The organism is Bdellovibrio sp. BIS2, from assembly GCF_055398295.1.
In genome coordinates this window covers 515526-537826 of sequence record NZ_AP035879.1, presented here as the reverse complement: position 1 = coordinate 537826, position 22301 = coordinate 515526, and the positions used below count along the sequence as shown (strand labels likewise).

The following is a 22301-nucleotide window of genomic DNA, read 5'->3' as shown; positions in this document are numbered from 1 at the left end:
CCTTGGTTATGTCTACGTTTTTAACCATAAGCATCACCTCCTTACCAGCCCCAATAGAAGCTTAGATTTGATGATACTATGTCTGAACTGTCTTTTGCCACAAATCTGTGGTCCAGTTTTCACCTGATCAGTTCATACCGAATCAAGTTATTACAACGACTTGATGAACTGAATCAAAGCGGAACGATCCGCTTTGGGAAGTCGTGCGAATTTGTTTTTCGAGTACTCCGCTTCGCCCCCGTGCCACAAGATAGCCTCTTCCAAAGTGCGCGCACGACCGTCATGCAGGAAGCCCGCGCGAGGGTTGATGGTTTGAGTGTGCCCCATGCCCCACAAAGGACGAGTTTTCCATTCGCGGCCGTCAGCATCGAAATCCTGGCGACCGTCGGCCAGACCATCCCCCATGTCATGTAAAAGCATGTCGGTGTATGGATAAATCTTCTGATTCGCGAACGCTTTGATCGGGTGATCTCCGGTTGTGAAGCTTGGCTGGTGACAGGTTGTGCAACTGACCTGATGGAAAATCCCCGCACCGCGGATCACTTCGGCTTCAGTCGCCCCACGACGAGCCGGGACTGCCAGGGTCTGAGAATAAAATACGATGTCGTTGGCAACCTGATCCGTGGCTTCCAACCCTGCATGTGGTTCACGATCGCTTCTGTAAGCATCATACAGCGGAGTTCCCGCGATGCTTTCATCCGGGAAGGCATAGTTCGTCACACCGATATCACCACGCAAAGCCCCCAAAGACTGGTGCAATACAGAGGGTGTGTTGTTCTTCAAACCGAAACGACCCATGGAAACCGGGTACGGATCACCCGCCATGCTTTTTTCGATATCAAACACCCAGTTGGCTTTCCCGGAAACACCTTCGGCAGACAAATCACGCTGGGCCAAAGCCAAAATGTCGGCTTCTTTGATCGCCTCAAGCAAGCCCAAACCAATCATCGGCGTCCCGATACGCGCGCCCATGCGAACGTCTTTTTCATAAAGACGGCTTTTCATTTCGCCAGTCACAGAATCAAAGTACTCATCATACGCGCCGGTAACTTTAAACACAGGCTTGCGAAGCTCCACCACATCCCCGTCAGGATAGGTGAACTGGGACTTTTCGTACTTCATCCAGACTTGCGCCTGACCTGTGCCCGGAAGATCCTCCCGAACCCCCAAAGAACCCAGGTGGAACAATTGATCCGAAAAACCCGGAACCGGCACCGGAGCGCCGAATTTATTTTCTTTTGTTTTTGGTTTCTTCACACCGTCTTCGATGCTGATACGCAGGAAGACCGCTTCATTCTGGCGCAAAGGCACCCATTCTTTATTGAAAGGAACCACCGGCAAAGCACCACGGCCGTCTTTGGCGTGGCAGGCGTTACAACTGGTGTTGTTGTGGACCGGACCCAAACCGTATTCGAAACGGTTCGGATCATCAGAGAAATTTCTCTCAAAAAGAGCGTCGCCCGTCAGGTGACGAGCGATCTCTTCTTCAGACAAATTTGCAGCCGGGTTACGGAAGGCCCAGATGGACTGGCCTTTGAAAAACACTGTGGTCTCGCCACCGGATTTCTCCGCGTGAACATAGTCCATGTCAATTTGAGGAGCAGCAACCGCCGCCCCTGCCATGAAATTCAAAACAGTCAGTACAATCCAAGCCTTCATATTATTTCCCGATTACATGTCCAGAGTCGGAAGAACTTCAGACTCTAGTGTTGCGTGAAGTGCATTCAGAGCATCAATCGCCGCTTGAGTGCGGGCACGGCCTTCTTTGGTGAAGATGGCCTGACCGAAGTCACCACCACCTGCTGGACGGATCGCTTCGATCAAAGCGATGCAGTTCAGGATGTCAGCTTCAACACGAGCAGCCAAAGACGCATCAACTTTTTCAACCAAAGCTTTTACGCCCGGACCCTTGTTGTTTTTGTAGTGGCCTGTGTAGATGCTGTAAACGGAACGGATGTTGTGCTGGAAGTCTTTCAAAGAGTTCCATGCAAATGGAGATTCCACCAAAGCCATGTTCGCAGAACCGATATCCGCACCCATTGGGTCAGACATTTTACCGTTGGCAACTTCGTCAACGATACCCATCATGCCTTGAACGAATTCTTCCATGACGGCTCTTTCAGAAGAGTAGAATTCATTGTTCAAGCCCGGAGTGCTGATCACTTTCACGTAACCTGGAGCCGCTGGGTTTTCCGGGTCATAGTTTGTCGTCCAAGCGTGCGCCAGTTCCGCCGTGTGCTCTGCCAATAGCTGTGCACTTGCCTTCAAGTACTCAAGTTGTTTTGCTGTCAAAGACGCTGCTGGTTTTGTGTTGGATACTTTGCCGTCACCGAACAACAGATATTCCAAAGTGTGGAAGCCCTGAAGGTTGGTCCCCAGTGCACGAACCAGATCCACCGTGATCTTGCGGTTGGAGGACATAACAGAATCCAGATCCAGTTTGTTCAAAGGCCAAGTGTCTAACAAGGGGTCAATACCCAAAGAATCCACCGGACCGAACAGGAAGGATTCAGAGCTTTCCCAAGGGATACGGGCTGCGCGCCAAGCGGCTTGAGCTTTATCCAGGTTTTCCTGATTGGTGTTAGCTGCCAAAGCGTCAACCGCTGCAGACAATTCCGCAGTTTTAGTCGCCAGGTCATTATAAGTCGCAAGAATCACATTGTAAGAAACGTGATTGATAATTTCTTTGTTCGTTGCAGCCTGAGCCGTCGCACCCGCGAACGCCACTGCTGCCAACATCATTTTAAGAGCTTTCATTTTAAGTCTCCTTGGTTGTTAATAAAAAATAAATTACTTTTCAAAAGCGGACAGGTCGAAACCGAAGGCCACGTTGGCCTGATAGGTTTCAGGCAAGCCTTCCAGTTCGGTTTTGTCACGAGCGTACTGCACCTTCATGAAGGCTGCCGTATCCCACATCCACATGAAACCCCCGGAACGGCGGCTGACGTCGTAGCGTGGATTTTTAACGATGCTTCCCTGAACATCAGCAAAGGTGTTCACGTGTTCCGCTTTCAGGAAGAACACCAGGCCCGGTGTTTCCCAGTCATAGGAAAGCTGGACTGATTCCAAGCGGGCTTTGTGGCCCAATGGCGCAAACGCCTTTGGTTTTGCCAGGCCACCCAAAGTGGCATTGGCTGCGGAAACTTTGTCTGAATTTTCCAGTGAACCTTCGATGTACTCGGCCGCGATACCGAGGCCTTTCCATTTGTAGTTACCCATCAGCGTGGTGATGCGAACTTCCGCCGGAACTTTCAGTTTGTCGACTTTGTAGCGGTTGTCAGTGGTGTCACCCGCGTACTGGGCAAAGGCGATCCCGGTGCCCTTGGAGATATTGCCCCACTCCAGACTGAACACTGTCGCCAGATTGTCGGCGTTCATACTTTCAAAGTGACGTTGATAACCGCCACCCACCCAGGAATAAGTACGGAAGAATTCAGAATTCAGGCCGTTCACCAAAGCGGCGCGCGCTGTGAAGCCGTATTTGATTTTTTGCTCAAGCCCCACACCGGTTTCAGTCCAGCCCAGTGGCAGCATGCGACCTTCCAGATCGGACGCGAGGATGGTCGGATATTTGTGTGGCTTGGTCAGAACCGAACCCAAAGAAATGAACAACGGGAATTTACCGATGCGAACAGCCGTGTCGGTCTTTTTGAAATCCTTTTTATAGTAGATTTCATGAAGAACGACTTCACCGCCCTTTTCGATTTCCTGTTCGAATTCGCCGAACTCTTCGAATGGATCGAATTCGATGGTGGTCCCGACGCCGCCGTGTTCGATTTCAACTTCGAACTCGATTTTGGAGCTGTCAGTCAGTTTGTACTCACCTTCGAATGCGAACTCTGCCAGATCCATGGAACGACGAACGATCGGCTCAAGGTTCTGAACAGTTTTAAACGTTTCACCCTGAGCGAAAGAGATATAGCCGTAAGAAGTGAATTCAAATTGCGGGTACTCTTTTTTGACTTCGGTGACAGTCGCCACTTGAGTCAATACCGGCGCTTCTTCCGCCTGAGTTTCAATCTTTGGCGTGCTTTCAGTGGTCGACGTGCTTTGAATCACCGTCGTCGTTGTGGTCGTGGTTTTCTCCTGCGCCTGGGCAGCAGAAGACATGGCAAAAATAAGTGCAAGGGCCCATTTCATTTATCAAGATCTCCAGTGAGGCCCGTTTGTAGGCCCGCCCCCGGAAACTGTAAAGACCCCGCATCTATTTAGAGATAAGTGAGAAGGCCCTGAATGCCAACTGAAAGCTTATTGATAAGCCCACCCTAGGTGGCGGAAACTCCTGTATAATTTGAAAATTCTACTGGCGCAATGAGGCCATATACTCCGCCACAGAACACGCGCGCAAAGCCCCCAAACCCTGCCCTGACCACAGTGATTGAAATTCGGAATGTCCACTTTCCTGTGCTTTCTTTCGTAAGGGCGTGGTCAGCCAGTGCTGAATTGGATAGTCCGGAGTATCGGCTTCGTGGATTTTCATTTCACGGGAAAACCGATTGCTCAATCCTCGGGCCCAGCGACCACTGAAGACTTTGATCAGCTCCGTGTCTTCGGGCTTTCCTTTGAGCAAAAGATCCCGGTATTCCCGGGAAGCTCCGCTTTCATCACAGACCAGGAAAGCCGTGCCGATTTGTACGGCGCCGGCACCGGCAGAAAGCATCGTATGCATGTCAGCTTTATTCACAATTCCACCAGCGGCAATCACCGGAATCTGCAACTGCGGGGCAGAGTCCTGCACCAGTTTATACGCTGGCAACAAAGGAAACTTTCCATCCAGGAAAGAACCGCGATGTCCCCCGGCCTCTAGCCCTTGGGCAACCACCGCATCACAGCCCTGAGCTTGCAAATACAGAGCCTCTTCCACACTTGTGGCCGTGCCCATGATAAATACGTTTTGAGATTTCAGTGCCGCCATCTCGGACGGCTTGAGGCACCCGAAAGTAAAACTGAAAGCAGGGACTTTTTCTTCCAGCACAACGGCAAATTGCTTTTGAAAAAGACCGGGATCATAGGAAAGCTCCGGCACAGAATCCATTCCCACTTCACGATAGAATGGCAGCAGAAGCTTCTTCATTCTTTCCACCTGCAGCAGATCCACTGCCGGGGACGTCGGGATGAACAGATTCACGGCAAAGGGTTTTGCCGTCAGAGCTTTTACTTTCTGAATAAGCAAACGCAAAGATTCCGGCGACATGTAACCGGCCCCGATCGACCCCAGCCCCCCGCTGTTGCTGACGGCAGAAACCAGCTCGGCCGTCGTATATCCTCCCGCCATCGGGCCTTGGATTACAGGGATATCTGTCAGCTTCCAGCGGGTTTCAGGCATAAGGGACCTCGTTACTTGAACAGGAATTTGAAGCGCGGCACTTTCTGTCCGTCGACTTCGACGATTTCATTCCACATGGGAAGGGGCCGGCACCACAGACGCCCCACCGAGTTGTTGTACAAAGATTCATAGAACACCATTTCATCCAGACTCTCGCTGTGGCGGCCAACACCGATCACACGGTACTGCTTTCCGGAATAATGCTGGTAGATGCCACCAGCGACGATGTCGTGGGTGGTTTCTTTAATCATGGGATCTTTCCGACTGTTTCAACAGATGGGTGCGCTCTTGTTTGTACAGATCGAAAGCCTCTTTGATGATCTTCAGGGTTTCCGGCAAATCGTGGAAGCCTTCAACTTCAACCTTTTTATTTTCAAGGCCCTTATAGATTTCAAAGAAGTTGCGGATTTCCTTCAACTGGTGCGGTGCCAGATCCTTGATCGAATGGATGTGGGCCATCTCGGGATCATCTTCATGAACCGCGATGACCTTGTCGTCCATCTCGCCCTGATCCAGCATACGCATACAACCCACCGGGCGGGCGCGCATGATACTGAGTGGATACACCTGCGCCTGCCCCAACACCAGAATGTCGAGCGGGTCATGGTCGCCACAATAGGTGCGCGGAATAAATCCATAGTTGGCAGGATAGTGAACCGAGCTGTAAAGCACACGGTCCACTTTCAAAAGACCTGAAACCTTGTCCAGCTCAAACTTGGTTTTGGATCCTGCGGGAATTTCAATCAGCGCGGTCACCACTTCCGGAGCTTTTTCTCCGGGACTCAAATCATGCCAGGGATTCATAGAGCCTCCGTTTTTTTACTTCATCGCTTCCAGGTGTTTGATGATTTCAGACTGAATCTGTTTCATCTCGGCGTCGGAACGGCGTTGCGCGCGTTTGAAATCCAGGTCAGGGATCGACCACGCCGGGATCAGATGCAGGTGATAGTGCGGAACTTCAAATCCCGCCACGATTTGTCCCACACGCGGAGAACCCGACGCCTTCAAAATGGCTTTCCCGATTTTCTGGGATACTTTATGAAGATGAGCGTAGGTTTCTGGCGGCACCTCTGTCCAATGATTGATTTCTTCTTTGCTGATCACCAGGGTGTGTCCCAAATTGACTTGATCCAGCGCCAGGAAAGACAGGATGCTTTCATCCTCATAGATTTTGTAGCAGGGAAATTCGCCGTTGATAATTTTGGTGAAAACTGAAGCCATGAGGTCTCCTTACATTTGCTGAAAAACTCTGGAAAATCATGCCCGATCCCAAGGGCTTTGACCAGCTTCAACACCCCGGGTCCTCGTTTCAAACCGGGACATTGGGCCAGCTTCCACAATTGCTCAATACTCCCCGGCAAGAATAAGACCTGAGACAACCCCGTAGCCTATGGTAGGCTGGAGAGTATATGAGCACTATTTTTCTGCTTGAAGATGACCCAGTAATTGGCAAAGCCGTTCAACTGCAGTTGGAACTTGAAAACTATAAAGTCGAATGGGTGCAAACACTTGCTGATGCCAAACGCCAAAGCGCGGACTGCAAAGCCGATTTGTATCTGCTGGACATCAACCTTCCTGATGGCAGCGGTATGGAATTCTGCAACTGGCTGCGCGCTCAAGACAAAAAAAATCCGGTGATCTTCCTGACCGCCCGCACTGATGAAGAAAGTGTTGTGCAGGGCTTTGACCAGGGTGCCAATGATTATGTTCGCAAGCCTTTCAGTCAGCGCGAGCTGATAGCCCGCATCCGCAACCAGCTCGCGGACAACAAAGCCACTTTGGATCTGGTTCGTTTTGCCGGCCTGACCCTGATCAAAAATCAGCAGGTGCTAAAAAACGGCGACGCTCTGATCAATCTGAATCGCCGTGAATTTGAAATTCTGACGACATTCTTTGAACATCCGGAAACCATCGTGACGCGCGAACAATTGATTGAACGCCTGGCTTCAGGAGAAGAAATCTATGATCGTACCGTGGACTCCCACATCAGTCACATCCGCTCCAAACTGACAAAAAACGGCGTCACCATGGTGAAGATCAATTCCGTTTACGGTCAGGGCTACCGCCTGGAAAAAGCCGTTTAATCCCACGCCCCTCCACAGGATCTCACTTTAAACCGTGAGGTCCTAACTCCACAATCACTCAATACTTGCCCGCTATCCTGAATGTGTAAATAAGGCGGGACCATGTTACAAAAAGCTTTTCTGACAGTTTTATTTCTCGGACCGGTGATGGCCACAGCACAAACTTCGATGTGGGGCACGGGCATGTATGGCGGCATGCAAAGCTGTTCCACCGGAATGCGCGCAGGCAACGGCGCCACCAGCATCGATGACGGCACGAAAGAAATTCAGGCCGAACTTCAAGAGGCCCAACAACAGCTAAAAACCAAAAAAGCAGAAAAGAAAAAGATCGACCGCACCCTGCAACGAACCCGCACGGATGTGGAAAAATCAATCTCTAGCGACTATGCCGACTTTATCTTTGAACACATGGAAAACTCCCGCCGCTGTGAAGAGTACAAAGGCCTGCAGGAGCAATCGGGGGAATTTGTCGCTCAAGGAGAGGAAGGTGATGGTGGCACCGTCGCCAACGCCGATATGATTCCAGTGTACGGCTTTTCCACTGCCGAATGGAGGCAGTACTGCGACCGCGGTAAAGCCGGGTCCGTCAGCGGATCGGTTTGTTCCAATTCAAAGTACCGCGAAACCGACGGGGGCCGGGGCAGCGATGCCACCACTTGCAAAAAAGGTCTGTCGGACTATCGCAAGCAGTATTCCCAGTCTGAAAAACTGCAACGTGAAATCGAACGCATGGAAAACCAGATCGCCAATCTGAAGGAAGATTTGAAAGACGCCAAGGCTGACGCTCTGGAAGACCGCCGCAACGGCCTTGCCTCCTCTGACACTGAGGGTGGTGTTTGCATCGAGTGCATTGCTCAAGGAAATGGATCTCAGGCCTCGGCTCCGAAAACAGACTGGGCCAATGTGATCGCCAACGTGGGCACAGGGTTGTTTGCCTCGTATGTGGGTTACAAACAAAACCAGATGGTGGCGGAGTACAACTCTAACGCCGGCTGGCCGACACAGTCCTACCCGGCTTTGAGTTATGGATACCCCTATCTGATGGCGGGTCTTTATGGCGCGGTCAGCGGCGGCACTGGACAAGGCAGCTTCGGTTGCGGCAGCGGGATGAACGGCACAGGCAACATGAATGGTGCCATGGGCATGACAGGCGCCTATGGTATGGGTGGTATGTACGGAAATGCCGGCATGGGCGGAGCTTTCGGATATCCCGCAGGCATGATGGGCAACATGATGGGTGGCGGAATGTATTCTTCCGGCATGGGCCCTTGGGGAATGAGCGGAATGAACATGGGCGGCATGGGGGGCCTTGGTATGTACGGCGGCGCCATGATGGGTGGAATGATGGGCTATGGCTCCATGATGGGCGGGTCCATGATGAGCAGCATGGTCGGCGGTCTTGTCGGCTACGGCGGCATGATGGGATCGATGGCCGGTTATGGCGGAATGATGGGATCCATGACCGGCAGTATGATGGGTTATGGTGGTCTGATGGGAACTTACACGGGAAGCATGATGGGCTATGGCTCCATGATGGGTTCCATGATGGGCTCGATGACCGGATACGACTCTTCGTCGCTGGCGCTGCAACAGCAGATGATGCAAATGCAGATGCAGCAGTATCAAACAGCCCTGCAGTATCAGCAGCAATACCAACAACAAATGGTGCAAAAGTACCAGACTGTGTCTTCCCTGCAGCAAGAGATGTATAATCTGATGTATCGAATTCAGCAGGTGCAATACGGTGGAACCAGCTATCTGGGCGGAACACTCAGCTCCAGCACGTCACTGGGTCCGACTCCGATCTACTCCACCGGCACCAGTTCCCTGGCACCGGTGCCGATAATCAACTCAACAACCACCACAACAATTCCAGCCGGTCGTTAATTTTTTTCCCACTACCAGGCACCCAGTCTTAACAGGCGGGTGCCTTGCTTGTAAGAGTCCTCGGCAAAGCGCAGAATTCCATCAGAGCTCAGCTGCGACGTCAGGAACACCATATACACTGGCATCTGCTGTTTCAGTTGAACCTTGGTGTCTTTATCCAGCACTTCACCCGGCTTGGCCATATAGCGCTCGATCGCTGTACGATCCCACTCTGTTCCTTTCATCAGATATTCCGCAAGATCCACGGGTTTTTCCACGCGTACACAGCCGGAGCTCAGCAACCGTTGCGGTTCCGCGAACAGCTCCCGCTGATTCGTGTCGTGCAGATAGATCGCGTAAGAATTGGTCATCATGAATTTCAACGATCCCAACGCATTCATACGGTGCGGACTTTGACGAATGTAAATATTGGCGTCCTGAGTTGGATCCATGTTGTACCAGTCAATCGTGGCCGGATCGATTCTTTGAGTGAACGACTTGTTCCAGACCTGATAGTGGCGGGAATCAAAGTATTGACGAATTTCCCAGGGCCACAGATTCTTGATTTCTTCGACCTTGTCCTCGCGGAAAATAGTCGGCGGAACCACCCAGAATGGATTGATCACGATATAGACGATTTTGTCTTTCATGGTCGGCGACTTTCTTTCGGGGCGGCCGTTGATTGTACGGAAACTCATTGAATAGAACCCGCCGCCACTCTTGTCGACCAGGCTAAAATAGGACATCGCAAGGTTCACAAAGATATAGCGCTCTTCCACGTGCTGTGGGAACCAGCGCAGCTTTTCCATATCCAGACGGATCTGTCGCATGCGGTCCTGGCATGACACATTCAGATACTTCCACGTCTTCCCACCCGGAGAAATCTTGCTGTCGGGTTTAAAGCGCAGATTCCACTGAATGTCATTTACCGCAGCCACCACTTTGTCATCGAAGACGTTGTCGAGGCTGGTCATCTGATAACCCAACTGCGCCATGCGTGTCTTTAATGGAATGAGGATGGGGTCTTTGCTTCCTAGCTTTAAAGTCTTTTTGACTTTAGGCAATGCGGGCCACAGGTTGTTCACACAGGCAGTGTTCATTTTGCGAAGGCTGTCGCGCAATGCCAGATACTGCGGCATTTGCGATGACATGGACTCCAGCAGCACATTGGGATTTTGCCCGGCAGCAGCCAAAGCCGTCTGCAGTTCAATAGGCGTCGGGAATTTCTTCTTGGTCAGCTTCACATCGACTCCCACCAGCGCCGGATCAACGATTCCGGTGGAAACATTCTGTAACAGGCGCAGATAGTTAAGGCTCGCCTGATTTCGCAGAGTGGGATTTAACGGATCAACCAAAAAAGTCTGCTCCATTGAATCCGACCAGTAGCTCTTCGCATTGACTCCGTGATCCCCTGACTGTGTCATCACCCAGCGCAGTTCACTTACCGGAATTCTGTCCACAACGGCCAAATAGTCTTTTGAATTCTGCGCGTTCGCACTCAAAGCAAGGCTCAGAACAGTCAAGAAACCCATGAGACGCACCAACTCCATAACCCCTCCTCATGTCTTCTTTTGATTTAATTTTGTCTCCGTTCTTGCTGCATTGTTAGGCTGGGTCTGGCCCACGGACTTGAAGATTTCGAAATCAAAACAAACTGGATGTTTTGCCACAGAAAACTGGCTCTGACTTTGCTCCCTATCATTATCAGTAACAACATCGTTCCCCGGCTTCGATCCAATGCGAGTTCATCGCATAAAAGATCTACAGCTGTTGAACTTTTTTGGGAGGTCTCAAAATGAGATGGTCAAAGTCACTTATGACTCTGGGTTTGGTTGCTGTCAGCGTAAATTTGGCTGCATGTAAAAAGCAGTCCAACAATTCCGTGCGCACTGCCAAGATCGCCAAAACCGCCGCTCCCCTGACCGAAAAACAGAAAGCGGAAAGAGCCGCAATGACCTCAGAACAACTGTGCTATCAGGATCTGTGCGCATCCCAGTCGACAGAAATTTCCTACGCAAATCTGATGGCGAAGGCGGCCCAGCCAAGTGACACCCAAAAAGCATATTACCAAGAACATTTGGAAGCCCGCCTCAAGGACGTGGTCAATGCCAAGGTGCAACTGCACACCACCACCCTGAATCAACTGCAGGAAAAAGAGTCTGAGTTTGCCAATGCAGAACTGAACGAAACGCAAATGCGTTTAATCAAAGTCATCTATATTCTGAGTGGCAAGGACATTTCAGAATCCAACCGGAACACGATCTTTGCCAAGATTGGTGAATATGATTTCGCCAAGGCCAATCAACGGGCCCAATTGCAGGGACCTCAGGCCTATTTGTTGGCCATGCATTCAGACAAAACTGTGATGGACGCAGCCCGCGCCGAAATCAACCTCGTACTGGAAATGCAGGAGACTTTGAATAAAGCCATTGGCTTCCGATTTATCGACCTGGATCACGGTGTGTTCGCCCGCGTGAAAGCAGGCGGGGCCGCAGACGCAACTGAGCTGAAGGACCTGATTCAAAGCTCTTACAGCGTGCGCTTGGTTCACACCCTGACATTGAAGGACACGGCCATCGCCGATGCACTGCCACTGCAGACTGAAACTATTCGTACCAATCTGGCAAAGTCCGACCTTAAAGCCCGCTTGCAAAAACGTCTTTCTGAGGCTCCAGGACTGAAATCAGCCTGCGAAGTGCGCATGTATCAGGGCCTTAATCTGTATCCGGAAGTCAAAGATGTGACCGCCTTCCAGGAAACAGTGGAAGTGGTGCGAGAACAGGTTTTAAAAAACCTGAATTCTCAGGACCCCGCCTATGAGATCGTAAAGAAGATCAGCGTCTATATGCCTGAGTCTATCAATGATCTGTCCAAGTCCCTGGCTCAGTCTCTGACGGACAGAGCCCGCACCGACATGCTGCAAGTGGAAATGCTTAAAAAGATGGACGCATCCTCAACCCTGATGTTGGGCGCATTGCTGTCGCAGACTCTTGGTGAAAACGACATGCTTTGTGATGATCTGGTGAACCTCGGCATTTCTGATTTTGCCAGTCCGGGTCTGACGGGCATCAAAGTCAGTTGGATGTCTGTGAAGCTGCCGACTTATGGCGTTTCCATTCTGGCGCACGAGTTCGCCCATCACGTGTTTGCCCATGCAAAGCAGTTTGAAACTGCGAAGGCGTGCCTGACAGAAAAACAGGATTCCACCCAGTTCCTGAATGAAGACTTCTCGGATGTCCTGGCAGCCAAGGTTGTGTCACAACTGCAAAACGTTCTGCCTAAAAAACAATCGAACTATGGCTGTTTCTTCGCGTCTGAAGAAGCAGATCCGTCTTTGAAAGTTAAAGTTGTTGAAGGTGTTAAAGCTGTGCATTCCTCGGGTCTGTACCGCGCCCTGCAAATTGCGCAAGTTCGGAAAGAAACGATCCCCGACACTTGCAAAAAACTGGTGTCTGGGCAAAACTCCAAAGCCCTTAAATCCTGCGAGATGTGATTTGTGAAAAAATGCTTTCTGAGTTTTCTATTTCTGCTGAGTGCCTGCGCGCCGTCTGCCCAAGAGTCAGCGTCAGAACACTCTTTGCCTGACGGCGATGAATCAGCCATCGTCGGCGGTCGTCGTGTCACCAACACCGACCCTCGCGCCAACTGGGTCGTTATGGTTCGTGGGACCAAAGGCTCTTTCATTTTCAGAAGTTCCGGCATCTGCACCGGGGCCTTCATTACTGAAGACGTGATCCTGACAGCCGCCCACTGCCTGGATGAAAAAGACGCCAAATATGATATTGCCTATGGCCTGAATCCGCTGGAAGAAAAAAGAAAAGTCATCCGTATCGACAAAGTCATCACTCACGAAGACTACAAACGGGACACATCAAAACTGGGCGCCTATGACATCGCCCTGATCAAGATCCGTGATCCCAAACCAGCACGTCTGAAAATCCTGGGGCTGCAGGCCCAGACAACTCTGGATCAGCCAACGGCTTACCTGGCGATCGGCTATGGTAAAACCTCGGAAGGATCCAAAGTCAAAGAGCGGGGCGTGCTGCATTCCACCCCGACGATCATTTCTGAAATCAATGAGACCCATCTGATTGGCAATCAGAAAAACGGCATCGGCATTTGCCAGGGGGATTCCGGCGGACCTTTGCTGAAAGCAGACGAAAACGGCGAGCCCGTGATCATCGGCATCACCCATGCCACTTTCAGATACAAAGGCGACCCGGTCACTTCGAATGAATGTTACAGTCGCGCCGCCTATGTCAGTGTGGCCAACCAGATGGACTGGATCCAAAAAAATCTGAAGCTTCTTTCAGATCATTCAGACAAATAAAAAAAGGGAGCTTTTCAGCTCCCTTTTTCATTCGATCTTAAACCGAAATTCTTAGCGTTGGTTGGCTGGAGTCCATTTCAGACCCTCTTTGCCTGCCCATTTGCCACGAGGACGGTAGATACGGTTGTTTGCGTACTGCTCGAAGGCGTGTGCGCACCAGCCGGAAATACGGGAAGCCGCGAAGATCGGCGTGAACAGATCTGTCGGGATGCCCATGGAGAAGTAAACAGTTGCAGAGTAGAAGTCCACGTTCGGCATCAAACCTTTTTCGTTGAACATGGTGTCGTCGATCAAAGTGGACATTTCATACATGTGGTGGATACCAGCATCTTTAGTCAGCTTGTCGGACATGCCACGCAGGATGCGAGCGCGAGGGTCGCCGTTTTTGTAAACGCGGTGACCGATACCCATAACTTTTTCTTTTGCAGCCAAAGCGTCTTTAACGAACTGCTGAGCTTTTTCCATCGTGCCGATTTTTTGAAGCATCAAAATAACCTGCTCGTTCGCACCACCGTGCAAAGGACCTTTCAAAGCGCCAATCGCAGAAACGATTGCAGAATGAAGGTCAGACAAAGAAGAAGCCGTTACGCGAGTTGCGAATGCAGAGCAGTTCAGCTCGTGGTCAGCGTGAAGGATCAAGCAAGTGTCCATCACTTTTACGTGCTCAGCTTTTGGCTCAGCTCCGCCACCTAGCATGTACATCATGTTCCAAGCCATGGATTTGTCAGCTTTAGGAGCTACAGGCTCTTTACCTTTGCGGATTGCATCGAATGCGCAAAGCAGAGTTCCCATTTTCGCTGTCAAACGAACAGACTTGCGCAAGTTTGCTTCAGCGCCGTTGTCGTTAGCATCAGAATCCCAGTGAGCCATCAAAGAAACAGCCGTACGCAACCAACCCATTGGGTGTACGTTGGTAGGGATTGCTTTCAAAACTTTGATGAAATCAGGGCTCAAAGCCATTTCATTGCGAAGTTGAGTGGAGAATGCCGCCAGCTCTTGAGCATTTGGAAGTTTGTCGTTCCAAAGAAGGTAAGTTACTTCCTCAAAAGTTGAATTCGCAGCAAGATCATCGATCGTGTAACCACGGAAATTCAGAGAATCACCGACGATAAAAGATACTTTCGTCGTACATGCAACAACGCCTTCCAAACCCTTGTCCAAGGCGCCTTCATAGATATTTACTTCAGCCATCGTAGTTTCCTTTCTGACTTATCAAATACTTCTTTTTTTAAACATTGTAGACTTAACAGGAGTTTTCACAAGTTGTCACGCGGTTCCCGCCCCAAGGTCTGATAAACCCCGCGACTGAAAACATAGTAAAAATCAAATTTCCCGGAGACCGATTTCGCCCCAGGAGCCGCTTTTACCGACTGGCAAGTTTGATGACTCGGTCTTTAACCTCTGTGACGATCAGTGTCTGGTCCCGGACGGGATCCGGTTTTCCTGAATATCGCTCATTCGCGAGCAGAATCTCGTTACGCAGTTCATGCACACCCTGCTTCGGGGCCCGAGAAATCGCCTCGGAAATCCCATGTCCACCCCAGTTCACGCCCAGGGAGTTCTGGGAAAGCTTCAACCCTTCGGTCGCCAAAATCAGACGGTCCCGCGGATTGAGCTGGATCACACGGCTTTGTGGCTCCGTGTTAAAGTCCTTGCCCAGACTTGGACCGGTCGGCAGAAGCTCTACCAGACTGTCCTGACCATAGACCTGCATGAAGCCATCGATATTCCCGACAGAACAGTACTGCATTTCAAAGCTGCGGCGGTCGACGATCCCGTAAAACACACTGGCTTTGTCTTCATTCTGAATGGACGGCACCACTTCCTTGGCCAGCAACGCCAGCACCTTGTGAGCCTCAAGCCCGCGACGGGCCTCGATCTGGGAAGAAATTTTAATAATTACGGACAGCAGTACCGAAGACAGCGAATAGCCGCTGGCACTGGAAATCAGAATGCCGAATTTAAGTTTGTCTTCGTGTTCAAAGATGTCGAAGTAATCACCGCCCGAACGGGTGCCGGGAAGGAATTTGGTGCTGAACTCAAAACCCTGAACGTTGGGAAGTTCTGTGGGAGAAAGAAACTTTTGCATGACCTGCGCCAGCTTCAGTTCCTGGCTGATCTGAGCAATCATCTTTTCCAGGGCGCCGTTGGCCTTGGAAAGCTCAAGGCGGTAACGGTGAAGTTCCGCCTCTTTCACCGCCAGTTCATGTTCCAATTCTGAAATTCGCTCTTTGAGTTCGTCTTGTTCTTTTGCCATGACGGCCTATATTAAATTCTTTTTTACGCCCAGTCGTGAAGGAACAGATTCAGTTGTTCTTCTTCGGCCTTTAGTCGGGCTTGAATGTGTTCGGGCACCTGCCCTTCTTTCAAACTTCCTAACCCCTGAAGGTGATAGCGGATCTCGCTGTGTCGTTTGTGGACTTTCTCGCGGGCCCAGGTCATCACCGTGGATGACAAAAGCTCCCAGCGCTTCCAGGTCGGACCGAAATAGCGGGAAGCCTGCATTTCATCGACTTTCGCGTTACCCCCGAAATGACCCCAGATCATCTGGGCCACAAACTGCACGGTCAAAATCAAAGCAAACAGCAAAACGAACTGCAGAGTCTTATCCTGAGCCCCCGCCGTGCCCGTAGTGAAGCCCAAATTCAGGAAGGTGCGCACCTCACCGGCGATCATCATTCCCAAAAACGCCCCGCTGGCCGAGACCATCGCAAACTGAGAACCGACGCGACGGCATTCCTGATTCAAAGACCGGCTTTGCCACCAGAAGAAGATCATGCGACCCACGCGCTCCCCCGCAACCAGCCCCAGAGCCGCGTTGAAAGAGATGGTGTTGGTTAATAGCAACCCCAAAGCCAACGCCAGGGACCAGAACTCCAGTTGCACAATCAAACTGATCAAAGCTGCCAGACAGAACAAGGCAATGACCGTCGGAAAGCGCCCATCGGCCAGGAAATAAGCCAGCTCACTTTGTCCCAGGGTCGTCATCAGAATACTGGCGTTGCGAAGCATGGATTCACCCCCGACCAGGAACAGGCCTGTGCCCAGAACCCAGCCCAGAATGTTTTTCACCTGCACGGACATGAACACCGTCAGCAGCCCGACACCGGCCAGCCCCAGCAGGAAGTTTCCGTTGAAGCTCATGAACAGCAGCCCCAAAATCAGCACCCACCATGCACCGAGCGTGCTGAGACACATCAGCAAAACACTGGGACGAGTTCCCAAAACACGCAGATTCAAAAGCGCCAAACCTGAATACAAAGATTTTTGCGGGGATGCTTCCAGCACCACCACATCCACAGCGCGGATGAACATTTTTCCGAGAGTTGTTTCCAACCCCTTTTCCAGAAAGCTTTTTTGCAGGTTTGAGAAAACCACCGCCACGTACTTTTGGGAAAGATAAAGCCCCAGCAACATCAATACAAAACTACCCAACCACATAAGTATCATAGCGAACCACCTTTCCCTCGTAAGAATGACGAACACCCGGCAAAAGTTCTTCGGCCTGCATCGGGCGCTTCACCACCACGCGCTTCACCGGCCAGGTCAGGGCCTCTTGCAAAACCAGACTGGCGTCGTCGTCGTGACCGACCAGATCACGGAAGACCACCATTTCCTGCTTGGGAAGTGCGGATTTCTTTTTGTGCGGATACATCGGATCAAAATAAATGGCGTCCACTTCAAGCAGACCCTTGTTCTGTTTCAAAAACTGCAGGCTGTCGCCAAAGTGCAGTTCATAGGACTTCAGATAGTCCTTTTGGGTGCGCGCGAAGGCCTCTTTCAAAAGAGCATACAGCACCGGTGAGCGCTCGACCCCGATCACGGTGAATCCCAACTGGGTCAAAAACACACTGTCGATCCCCATACCCACCGAAAGATCCAAAACCCGGCGCGCCCCTTTGGCAACCCCCAGCGCTTTGGCGATCAATTCGTTTTTTCCCCGGTGCCCTTTGCGTTCGTAGTCCAGATGGTTTTTATCGAAATCAATTTCAAGCAGGCGCTTTTCCTGATCGCGCACAAACACGCCCTCAGGTTCGACAAAGAAATGAAAGAAGTATTGTTCGGGATTTTCAGGATTCAGCGGTGCCTTCAGAAAAGACGCCCACTCGACAGCCTTGTCATGGACTTCCGGAGCGGAAGCCCGAACACAAATGCGAAGGCCGCCGTCTAGCGAAGCAGATACCAAAGACACTCAAAAACCCACATACCAATGGCGATCAGGAACAAGTAGAAACCGGAGCGGAACACCTTGCGCATCTCGCTGCCCACAGGGCTTGAAATGTTTTTCAATTTATAGATGAAGCCCACGGACGCAAAAGCCAGAACCACCGTCAGATAAACGCCCCAGTAAAAACCGGCGTAGTTCAGATGGTAAACCAGATTGAAAATCAGGAACAAAATCCACCAGCCGGCAATCAGGCGGCGGGCCTTGTCAAACCCCAGCCAGTTCACGGTGTTGGTGAAACCCGCCTGACTGCTCGGGAAGATATTCATGAAGTTTCTCAGGTGCACGACGAACAGCACCAGCCAACCCCACACGCAGCCCAGCCAGAAGGCTTCGACGTCACCAGGAACACCCATTGCGATCTGGAAGCCCACAGTCAACAAAGGCCCCAGCATCACAAACAGAGCAAACTCGCCCCCGATACGGTACTTGAATGAGTTCTGTTTTTTAAACTGAGCCCACAGCCCCACCGTCAAACTGACAGCAAAGATCCCCGCCAGTTGCGGGAAAGCAAACACCAGCGGCACCGCACACACCAGCGCCATGAAAAGGAAGAAGGACGACAGATGTTTAACCTGAGCGGCCGTGATCCAGCCATTTTGAATGGCGCGACTGCCGGAACGCTCCAGCACACGGTCGACACCCTTCATGTGGTCCATATAGTCATTGCGCAGATTGATGGAAATAAACGCCAGCAACACACCGATGGTCGCGATCGCGGTGGTCACCGGATCCTGCATGGTGTGGTCATCAATATTCTTGGTCAGAATCAAAAACAGCGGCAGGAAAATCAGAAGGAAGGTGCGCACCTTGTATACTTGAGCAAGCTTCGCCCACAAAGAGGGCTTCGCGATTTCACTCAAAGGAAGAACACGAAACGTCACCAGCTCGGAAGCGGAATTGACGTTCAGGGTCTGCTGCGGCAGAGCCCGGTGAGTTTTGGAGAATGTCCCCAGCAAGTAGGATTCAAACTTCGCGTCTTTTTTGGAAAGCGTGATCAGTTCACTCACGAAGGTTTCCTTCTCCAGTACAGAATCTCGGTCAGCGGGCGCAATTGATCAATCAGCTTTTCTTCGCCCGGCTTCAACAGGGACTTCAGACGCTCCAGATGGTGATCATACATTTTGATCAGGCCGCGGTTGATCTCGTCGAATTCCGCCAGCTTCTGATCAAAGCGTGCTTTGCCTCCGACGTTTTCGTAGTACTGCTCCAACGTTTTGGATTTCACAATGTGATCAATTTCATGTCGAGTGGCCCCGGCACACATGAACGCCCCGAAGGAGTTCAGGTAACCGGATTTCAAATCACCCAGAATGGCTTTGCCTTCGTCGTTACGAATGTCGTAATCCAGAAGATCATCACTGCGCTGGAACAACTGCCCCAGCAGTGTGCCCATCTCAGAAAGAATGTTGTGCAGTTCCTCGTCGTAGCGTTCCTGCGCGATGAACGGCGCACGGATGCACCACTTGAACAGACTTGCCGTTTTCAGATTATGAATGCGATCCAGTTGCTCCATAGTGACGAAGAAATCGCCCACCACAGAATCCTGCAGCCATTCACCTTCCAACAGATCAGAAATCACTTCCGCGGTGTATTGAACCAGCTTGATGTTGCCGTGACCGGAAAGATTCACCATCACACGCGCCAACAGATAGTCGCCGGCCAGAACTGCGTACTCGGGCGTGTATTTCAGCCACGCGGCCGTTTTGCCACGGCGAAGGTGAGAACGATCGATCAGATCATCATGAAGCAAAGAAGCGTTGTGAATAAATTCAATGGTCTGGGACAAAAGCAGCTCAGTTTTGGGTTCAATACCCAGGTGAGCGGACATCATGCGGATCAATTTTGCGCGGAAGCCTTTGCCGCCGGAAAACAGGTCGTCATAAAGCTTGTTCAGCTTTGGCAGGTACGCCGGAAAATCCTTTGGATCATAGACTTTAAGATCAATGACGCTGCGTTGCAATTTTAACTCCTGAAGAGGTCGAATAGTCCCGCTAACTTCGCGATTTATCTGCTTGCTGTCAAGGGCTTCAAGGCCGTAAAGTCCGAGACATTATGAATAAAGTCTTTCGCACGAAAAAGACCATCACCTTCAGGGACGCCGACCCTGCGGGAATCATGTTTTTTGGAAATATTTTTGGTTTCGCCCACGATGCATTTGAAGAATTCATCGTCGACGCCGGCTATACCTGGAACGAGTGGTTTGGCAGCCGTGATCTGCTGATTCCCCTGCGCCACACAGAATCCAACTTTCTGGCGCCGTTCATCCCGGGAGAAACCTATGAAGTGAGTGTGGCGGTCGCCAGTTTTGGCGAGACTTCCTTCAAAATGAAGTACGTCTTCACTCAAAAAGACAAAACTCACGCCGTCGTCACCATGGTTCATGCTCTGGTGGATGGAAAGACAAAACAAAAGACGACTTTGCCGTCGTTGATGAAATCCCGTCTGGAACCTTATCTGGAATCCACCGGTCAGGGCTGCTAGAGGAGCGCACATGGAAGAATTCAAATTCACTGGAAAAGAATGGTGGCGTGAAGGCGTTCGTTTCGAATGCACCGGTTCCGGCAAATGCTGCACTTCCCACGGGGAATACGGTTTTGTGTACCTGAGCCTTGAAGACCGCCAGCGTTTTGCCAAACACCTCAAAATGCGCACCGGTGACTTCACCCGCAAATACTGCGATATGACCGGCGGCATCTGGCACCTGAAAGAAGACCCGAAAAACCCGGATTGCATGTTCCTGAAAGGCAAAGGCTGCAGCGTCTATGAGGCCCGCCCGACCCAATGCCGAACCTGGCCGTTCTGGCCCGAGGTTATGAACGCCAAATCCTGGGCCAAGGACGTCAAAGCCTTCTGCCCCGGCGTGGGTAAAGGCCCTGTCATCCCAGCCGAGCGTATCGAGCAACAAATCCGCGAACAAATCAAAAGCGAACAGGGCTGGGGCCGCTAGTCGGCGACAGCCGGCAGAGTCGGCAGTCGCCGGCAGAGCTGGAGGCCCGGCAGGGCCGCAAGCTGAAGCAGCAGCTGTCTAGTCCCTAGACAGTCAGGCATTTCTTACCGTTATCCAGCAAATTCCACCATTGCAATTCTCAGAAGTGAGGTCCCTTGTGTTACAAAGGACCTCATGAAAAAACTCATCTTCCCCCTTATTGCTTTGACGCTTGTTTCCCTGCAGTCTTTTGCCGGTTCCAAAGCCACGGACCGTTCTTACAAGTACTGCGATGACATGACCCAAATCGACAAGCTGCTGGATCGCAGTCGTGAATCCGTGGAGCGCATCCAGCGCGAAGGTTTGAATATTGAGCGTATCGTGGTTTCCAAAGACAAACGCCAGTTGTACCTGATTTCTGGTGAAACCTTGCTAAGAACTTACACGGTGGCATTCGGCTGGAACTTTATCGGTCACAAACAGTTCCAGGGTGACGGCAAAACTCCGGAAGGCATCTATTCCATCGATTATAAAAATCCAAAGAGCCAGTTCACCAAGTCCCTGCATGTGGACTATCCGAACAAAGCCGACATCGCTTATGCAAAATCCCAGGGTAAAGACCCAGGTGGCGACATCATGATTCACGGTCTGCCATCCAACCCACAGAAATACGAGCGCATCAGCAAAATTCACCCGTATGACTGGACACTGGGTTGCATCGCCGTGACCAACAAAGAAATCGAAGAGATCTACGCGCTCGTGAAAGAAAGAACCCTGGTCGAAGTCTGCAAAATCAGCCCCGCCAAGTAAGACTTTTCACAATAACCGAGCAGCTGAAGGCCGTTCAAAAAGGCTCAGCTGCAAGGCGATACTTGCGCTGCACTCCTTCAAGACATGACAGCTTCCCCGCATCATCAAAGACCCGGTCACACATCAGCACTTCTTCGCGCACAATAAACTTGTTACGAAGTTTTCCCAGACACTGAATCTTTTCGTCATCACTAAAACGATCCGCACAAAAACCAACAGCTTCCGCCGTGAACAATTCTGCGGCTGACATCTCGTTCAGGCAACGGCGCTTGTCTTCATCATAAAAGAAGGACTGACACAAACGCGATGCCGCCTGCAACCCCGGACGGGCATCCACTTTCAAACGCGTGCGGTACGGAAAAGGTCTTTGAATGTCGGCAAGGCACCGGGCCTTTTCGTCATCAAAAGTCAGCGACTCACACACGTCCACTTCCTCGGGGCGAATATCACGATTCACCACACCCGCCAGACAGTTCACGCGCTCAGAATCAAAATTCTGATGACGACAAATTGGCAAAGCCTCTTTGCTCACCCAGTTCGCGCCGCTTTCCAGACGCACGCAGCGGGGGATTTCGTTGTCATCTTCAATGCTCGCGCAAAACTGCAGCGCCGCCTGCAACCCGGGAACCGGATCAGGAATCGGGATCGAATAGGCAGGAACCGAAACCAACATCAGAGCGAAAAGTACCATCTGTTTCATAGCGAGACCTCGTCCCTACTATGTCCGTTTA

Annotated in this window: 22 protein-coding genes; 7 read left to right on the top strand and 15 right to left on the bottom strand. The window is 51.2% G+C overall.

All coding sequences use genetic code 11. From position 1 onward, the window contains the following. Positions 1 to 150 precede the first annotated feature (150 nt). The 7 genes from ACZ520_RS02645 to ACZ520_RS02615 form a co-directional block, all read right to left on the bottom strand. Positions 151 to 1659, bottom strand: coding sequence for a di-heme oxidoredictase family protein (locus ACZ520_RS02645; RefSeq protein WP_464127407.1), 1509 nt, complete (start codon positions 1657 to 1659; stop codon positions 151 to 153). Positions 1660 to 1671: 12 nt separating this feature from the next. Beyond that, positions 1672 to 2757 (bottom strand): imelysin family protein, encoded by a 1086-nt coding sequence (locus tag ACZ520_RS02640; protein ID WP_416479509.1) that lies wholly within the window; start codon positions 2755 to 2757, stop codon positions 1672 to 1674. A 33-nt stretch (positions 2758 to 2790) separates the two neighbouring features. After that, on the bottom strand, positions 2791 to 4140 hold the full coding sequence (locus ACZ520_RS02635; RefSeq protein WP_464127404.1) for a hypothetical protein: 1350 nt from the start codon (positions 4138 to 4140) through the stop codon (positions 2791 to 2793). 160 nt (positions 4141 to 4300) lie between these two features. After that, on the bottom strand, positions 4301 to 5326 hold the full coding sequence (locus ACZ520_RS02630; protein WP_464127402.1) for an NAD(P)H-dependent flavin oxidoreductase: 1026 nt from the start codon (positions 5324 to 5326) through the stop codon (positions 4301 to 4303). An 11-nt stretch (positions 5327 to 5337) separates the two neighbouring features. Beyond that, positions 5338 to 5577 (bottom strand): DUF1653 domain-containing protein, encoded by a 240-nt coding sequence (locus ACZ520_RS02625; protein ID WP_088566303.1) that lies wholly within the window; start codon positions 5575 to 5577, stop codon positions 5338 to 5340. Next, complete coding sequence (locus ACZ520_RS02620) at positions 5570 to 6130, bottom strand: inorganic diphosphatase (RefSeq protein ID WP_088566304.1); 561 nt, start codon at positions 6128 to 6130, stop codon at positions 5570 to 5572. Before ACZ520_RS02620 ends, ACZ520_RS02625 begins: the two co-directional genes overlap by 8 nt. A gap of 15 nt (positions 6131 to 6145) precedes the next feature. Continuing rightward, positions 6146 to 6547: an HIT family protein gene (locus ACZ520_RS02615; RefSeq protein WP_088566305.1), complete on the bottom strand. Its 402-nt coding sequence runs from the start codon at positions 6545 to 6547 to the stop codon at positions 6146 to 6148. A 188-nt stretch (positions 6548 to 6735) separates the two neighbouring features. Here ACZ520_RS02615 and ACZ520_RS02610 point away from each other — a divergent pair, with 188 nt between their 5' ends. Continuing rightward, positions 6736 to 7410 (top strand): response regulator transcription factor, encoded by a 675-nt coding sequence (locus ACZ520_RS02610; protein WP_374031968.1) that lies wholly within the window; start codon positions 6736 to 6738, stop codon positions 7408 to 7410. 102 nt (positions 7411 to 7512) lie between these two features. Next, positions 7513 to 9297, top strand: coding sequence for a hypothetical protein (locus ACZ520_RS02605; protein WP_464127399.1), 1785 nt, complete (start codon positions 7513 to 7515; stop codon positions 9295 to 9297). Between the two features lie 11 nt (positions 9298 to 9308). Here ACZ520_RS02605 and ACZ520_RS02600 read toward each other — a convergent pair whose 3' ends face one another. Further along, complete coding sequence (locus ACZ520_RS02600) at positions 9309 to 10826, bottom strand: L,D-transpeptidase family protein (RefSeq protein WP_464127397.1); 1518 nt, start codon at positions 10824 to 10826, stop codon at positions 9309 to 9311. Positions 10827 to 11071: 245 nt separating this feature from the next. Here ACZ520_RS02600 and ACZ520_RS02595 point away from each other — a divergent pair, with 245 nt between their 5' ends. Further along, positions 11072 to 12769: a hypothetical protein gene (locus ACZ520_RS02595; protein WP_464127395.1), complete on the top strand. Its 1698-nt coding sequence runs from the start codon at positions 11072 to 11074 to the stop codon at positions 12767 to 12769. 3 nt (positions 12770 to 12772) lie between these two features. Continuing rightward, positions 12773 to 13606, top strand: coding sequence for a S1 family peptidase (locus ACZ520_RS02590; RefSeq protein WP_374031962.1), 834 nt, complete (start codon positions 12773 to 12775; stop codon positions 13604 to 13606). A gap of 51 nt (positions 13607 to 13657) precedes the next feature. Here ACZ520_RS02590 and ACZ520_RS02585 read toward each other — a convergent pair whose 3' ends face one another. The 6 genes from ACZ520_RS02585 to ACZ520_RS02560 all read right to left on the bottom strand — a co-directional run bounded on the left by ACZ520_RS02585 (position 13658) and on the right by ACZ520_RS02560 (position 19794). Next, a complete protein-coding gene (locus ACZ520_RS02585) occupies positions 13658 to 14797 on the bottom strand; it encodes a citrate synthase (RefSeq protein WP_011163135.1) in 1140 nt (379 codons plus the stop codon). A gap of 172 nt (positions 14798 to 14969) precedes the next feature. After that, complete coding sequence (locus ACZ520_RS02580) at positions 14970 to 15863, bottom strand: PP2C family protein-serine/threonine phosphatase (RefSeq protein ID WP_088566311.1); 894 nt, start codon at positions 15861 to 15863, stop codon at positions 14970 to 14972. Positions 15864 to 15886: 23 nt separating this feature from the next. After that, positions 15887 to 17056, bottom strand: coding sequence for a hypothetical protein (locus tag ACZ520_RS02575; RefSeq protein WP_464127392.1), 1170 nt, complete (start codon positions 17054 to 17056; stop codon positions 15887 to 15889). Next, positions 17034 to 17798, bottom strand: coding sequence for a class I SAM-dependent methyltransferase (locus ACZ520_RS02570; RefSeq protein ID WP_464127390.1), 765 nt, complete (start codon positions 17796 to 17798; stop codon positions 17034 to 17036). Before ACZ520_RS02570 ends, ACZ520_RS02575 begins: the two co-directional genes overlap by 23 nt. After that, positions 17774 to 18841 (bottom strand): prenyltransferase, encoded by a 1068-nt coding sequence (locus ACZ520_RS02565; protein ID WP_088566314.1) that lies wholly within the window; start codon positions 18839 to 18841, stop codon positions 17774 to 17776. The genes ACZ520_RS02570 and ACZ520_RS02565 overlap by 25 nt, the downstream gene beginning before the upstream one ends. Beyond that, entirely contained in the window at positions 18838 to 19794 is a 957-nt protein-coding gene (locus tag ACZ520_RS02560; protein WP_088566315.1) for a polyprenyl synthetase family protein, read from the bottom strand. Before ACZ520_RS02560 ends, ACZ520_RS02565 begins: the two co-directional genes overlap by 4 nt. Positions 19795 to 19886: 92 nt before the next feature. Between ACZ520_RS02560 and ACZ520_RS02555 the strand changes: the two genes are divergently transcribed. The 3 genes from ACZ520_RS02555 to ACZ520_RS02545 all read left to right on the top strand — a co-directional run bounded on the left by ACZ520_RS02555 (position 19887) and on the right by ACZ520_RS02545 (position 21570). Continuing rightward, complete coding sequence (locus ACZ520_RS02555) at positions 19887 to 20315, top strand: acyl-CoA thioesterase (protein WP_088566316.1); 429 nt, start codon at positions 19887 to 19889, stop codon at positions 20313 to 20315. A gap of 10 nt (positions 20316 to 20325) precedes the next feature. Next, entirely contained in the window at positions 20326 to 20781 is a 456-nt protein-coding gene (locus ACZ520_RS02550; protein WP_088566317.1) for a YkgJ family cysteine cluster protein, read from the top strand. A gap of 174 nt (positions 20782 to 20955) precedes the next feature. Then, positions 20956 to 21570, top strand: a complete 615-nt coding sequence (locus ACZ520_RS02545) for a L,D-transpeptidase family protein (protein ID WP_088566318.1) — start codon at positions 20956 to 20958, stop codon at positions 21568 to 21570. A gap of 34 nt (positions 21571 to 21604) precedes the next feature. Here ACZ520_RS02545 and ACZ520_RS02540 read toward each other — a convergent pair whose 3' ends face one another. Next, positions 21605 to 22270: a hypothetical protein gene (locus ACZ520_RS02540; RefSeq protein WP_374031958.1), complete on the bottom strand. Its 666-nt coding sequence runs from the start codon at positions 22268 to 22270 to the stop codon at positions 21605 to 21607. Positions 22271 to 22301 lie beyond the last annotated feature (31 nt).

Bases quoted from the DNA above. Each gene is read 5' to 3' on its own strand.
- ACZ520_RS02595 (WP_464127395.1), top strand. From the start codon at position 11,072: ATGAGATGGTCAAAGTCACTTATGACTCTGGGTTTGGTTGCTGTCAGC.
- ACZ520_RS02600 (WP_464127397.1), bottom strand. From the start codon at position 10,826: ATGGAGTTGGTGCGTCTCATGGGTTTCTTGACTGTTCTGAGCCTTGCT.
- ACZ520_RS02550 (WP_088566317.1), top strand. From the start codon at position 20,326: ATGGAAGAATTCAAATTCACTGGAAAAGAATGGTGGCGTGAAGGCGTT.
- ACZ520_RS02585 (WP_011163135.1), bottom strand. From the start codon at position 14,797: ATGGCTGAAGTAAATATCTATGAAGGCGCCTTGGACAAGGGTTTGGAA.
- ACZ520_RS02580 (WP_088566311.1), bottom strand. From the start codon at position 15,863: ATGGCAAAAGAACAAGACGAACTCAAAGAGCGAATTTCAGAATTGGAA.
- ACZ520_RS02540 (WP_374031958.1), bottom strand. From the start codon at position 22,270: ATGAAACAGATGGTACTTTTCGCTCTGATGTTGGTTTCGGTTCCTGCC.
- ACZ520_RS02545 (WP_088566318.1), top strand. From the start codon at position 20,956: ATGAAAAAACTCATCTTCCCCCTTATTGCTTTGACGCTTGTTTCCCTG.
- ACZ520_RS02575 (WP_464127392.1), bottom strand. From the start codon at position 17,056: ATGATACTTATGTGGTTGGGTAGTTTTGTATTGATGTTGCTGGGGCTT.
- ACZ520_RS02605 (WP_464127399.1), top strand. From the start codon at position 7,513: ATGTTACAAAAAGCTTTTCTGACAGTTTTATTTCTCGGACCGGTGATG.
- ACZ520_RS02555 (WP_088566316.1), top strand. From the start codon at position 19,887: ATGAATAAAGTCTTTCGCACGAAAAAGACCATCACCTTCAGGGACGCC.
- ACZ520_RS02610 (WP_374031968.1), top strand. From the start codon at position 6,736: ATGAGCACTATTTTTCTGCTTGAAGATGACCCAGTAATTGGCAAAGCC.
- ACZ520_RS02640 (WP_416479509.1), bottom strand. From the start codon at position 2,757: ATGAAAGCTCTTAAAATGATGTTGGCAGCAGTGGCGTTCGCGGGTGCG.
- ACZ520_RS02620 (WP_088566304.1), bottom strand. From the start codon at position 6,130: ATGAATCCCTGGCATGATTTGAGTCCCGGAGAAAAAGCTCCGGAAGTG.
- ACZ520_RS02625 (WP_088566303.1), bottom strand. From the start codon at position 5,577: ATGATTAAAGAAACCACCCACGACATCGTCGCTGGTGGCATCTACCAG.
- ACZ520_RS02630 (WP_464127402.1), bottom strand. From the start codon at position 5,326: ATGCCTGAAACCCGCTGGAAGCTGACAGATATCCCTGTAATCCAAGGC.
- ACZ520_RS02645 (WP_464127407.1), bottom strand. From the start codon at position 1,659: ATGAAGGCTTGGATTGTACTGACTGTTTTGAATTTCATGGCAGGGGCG.
- ACZ520_RS02635 (WP_464127404.1), bottom strand. From the start codon at position 4,140: ATGAAATGGGCCCTTGCACTTATTTTTGCCATGTCTTCTGCTGCCCAG.
- ACZ520_RS02615 (WP_088566305.1), bottom strand. From the start codon at position 6,547: ATGGCTTCAGTTTTCACCAAAATTATCAACGGCGAATTTCCCTGCTAC.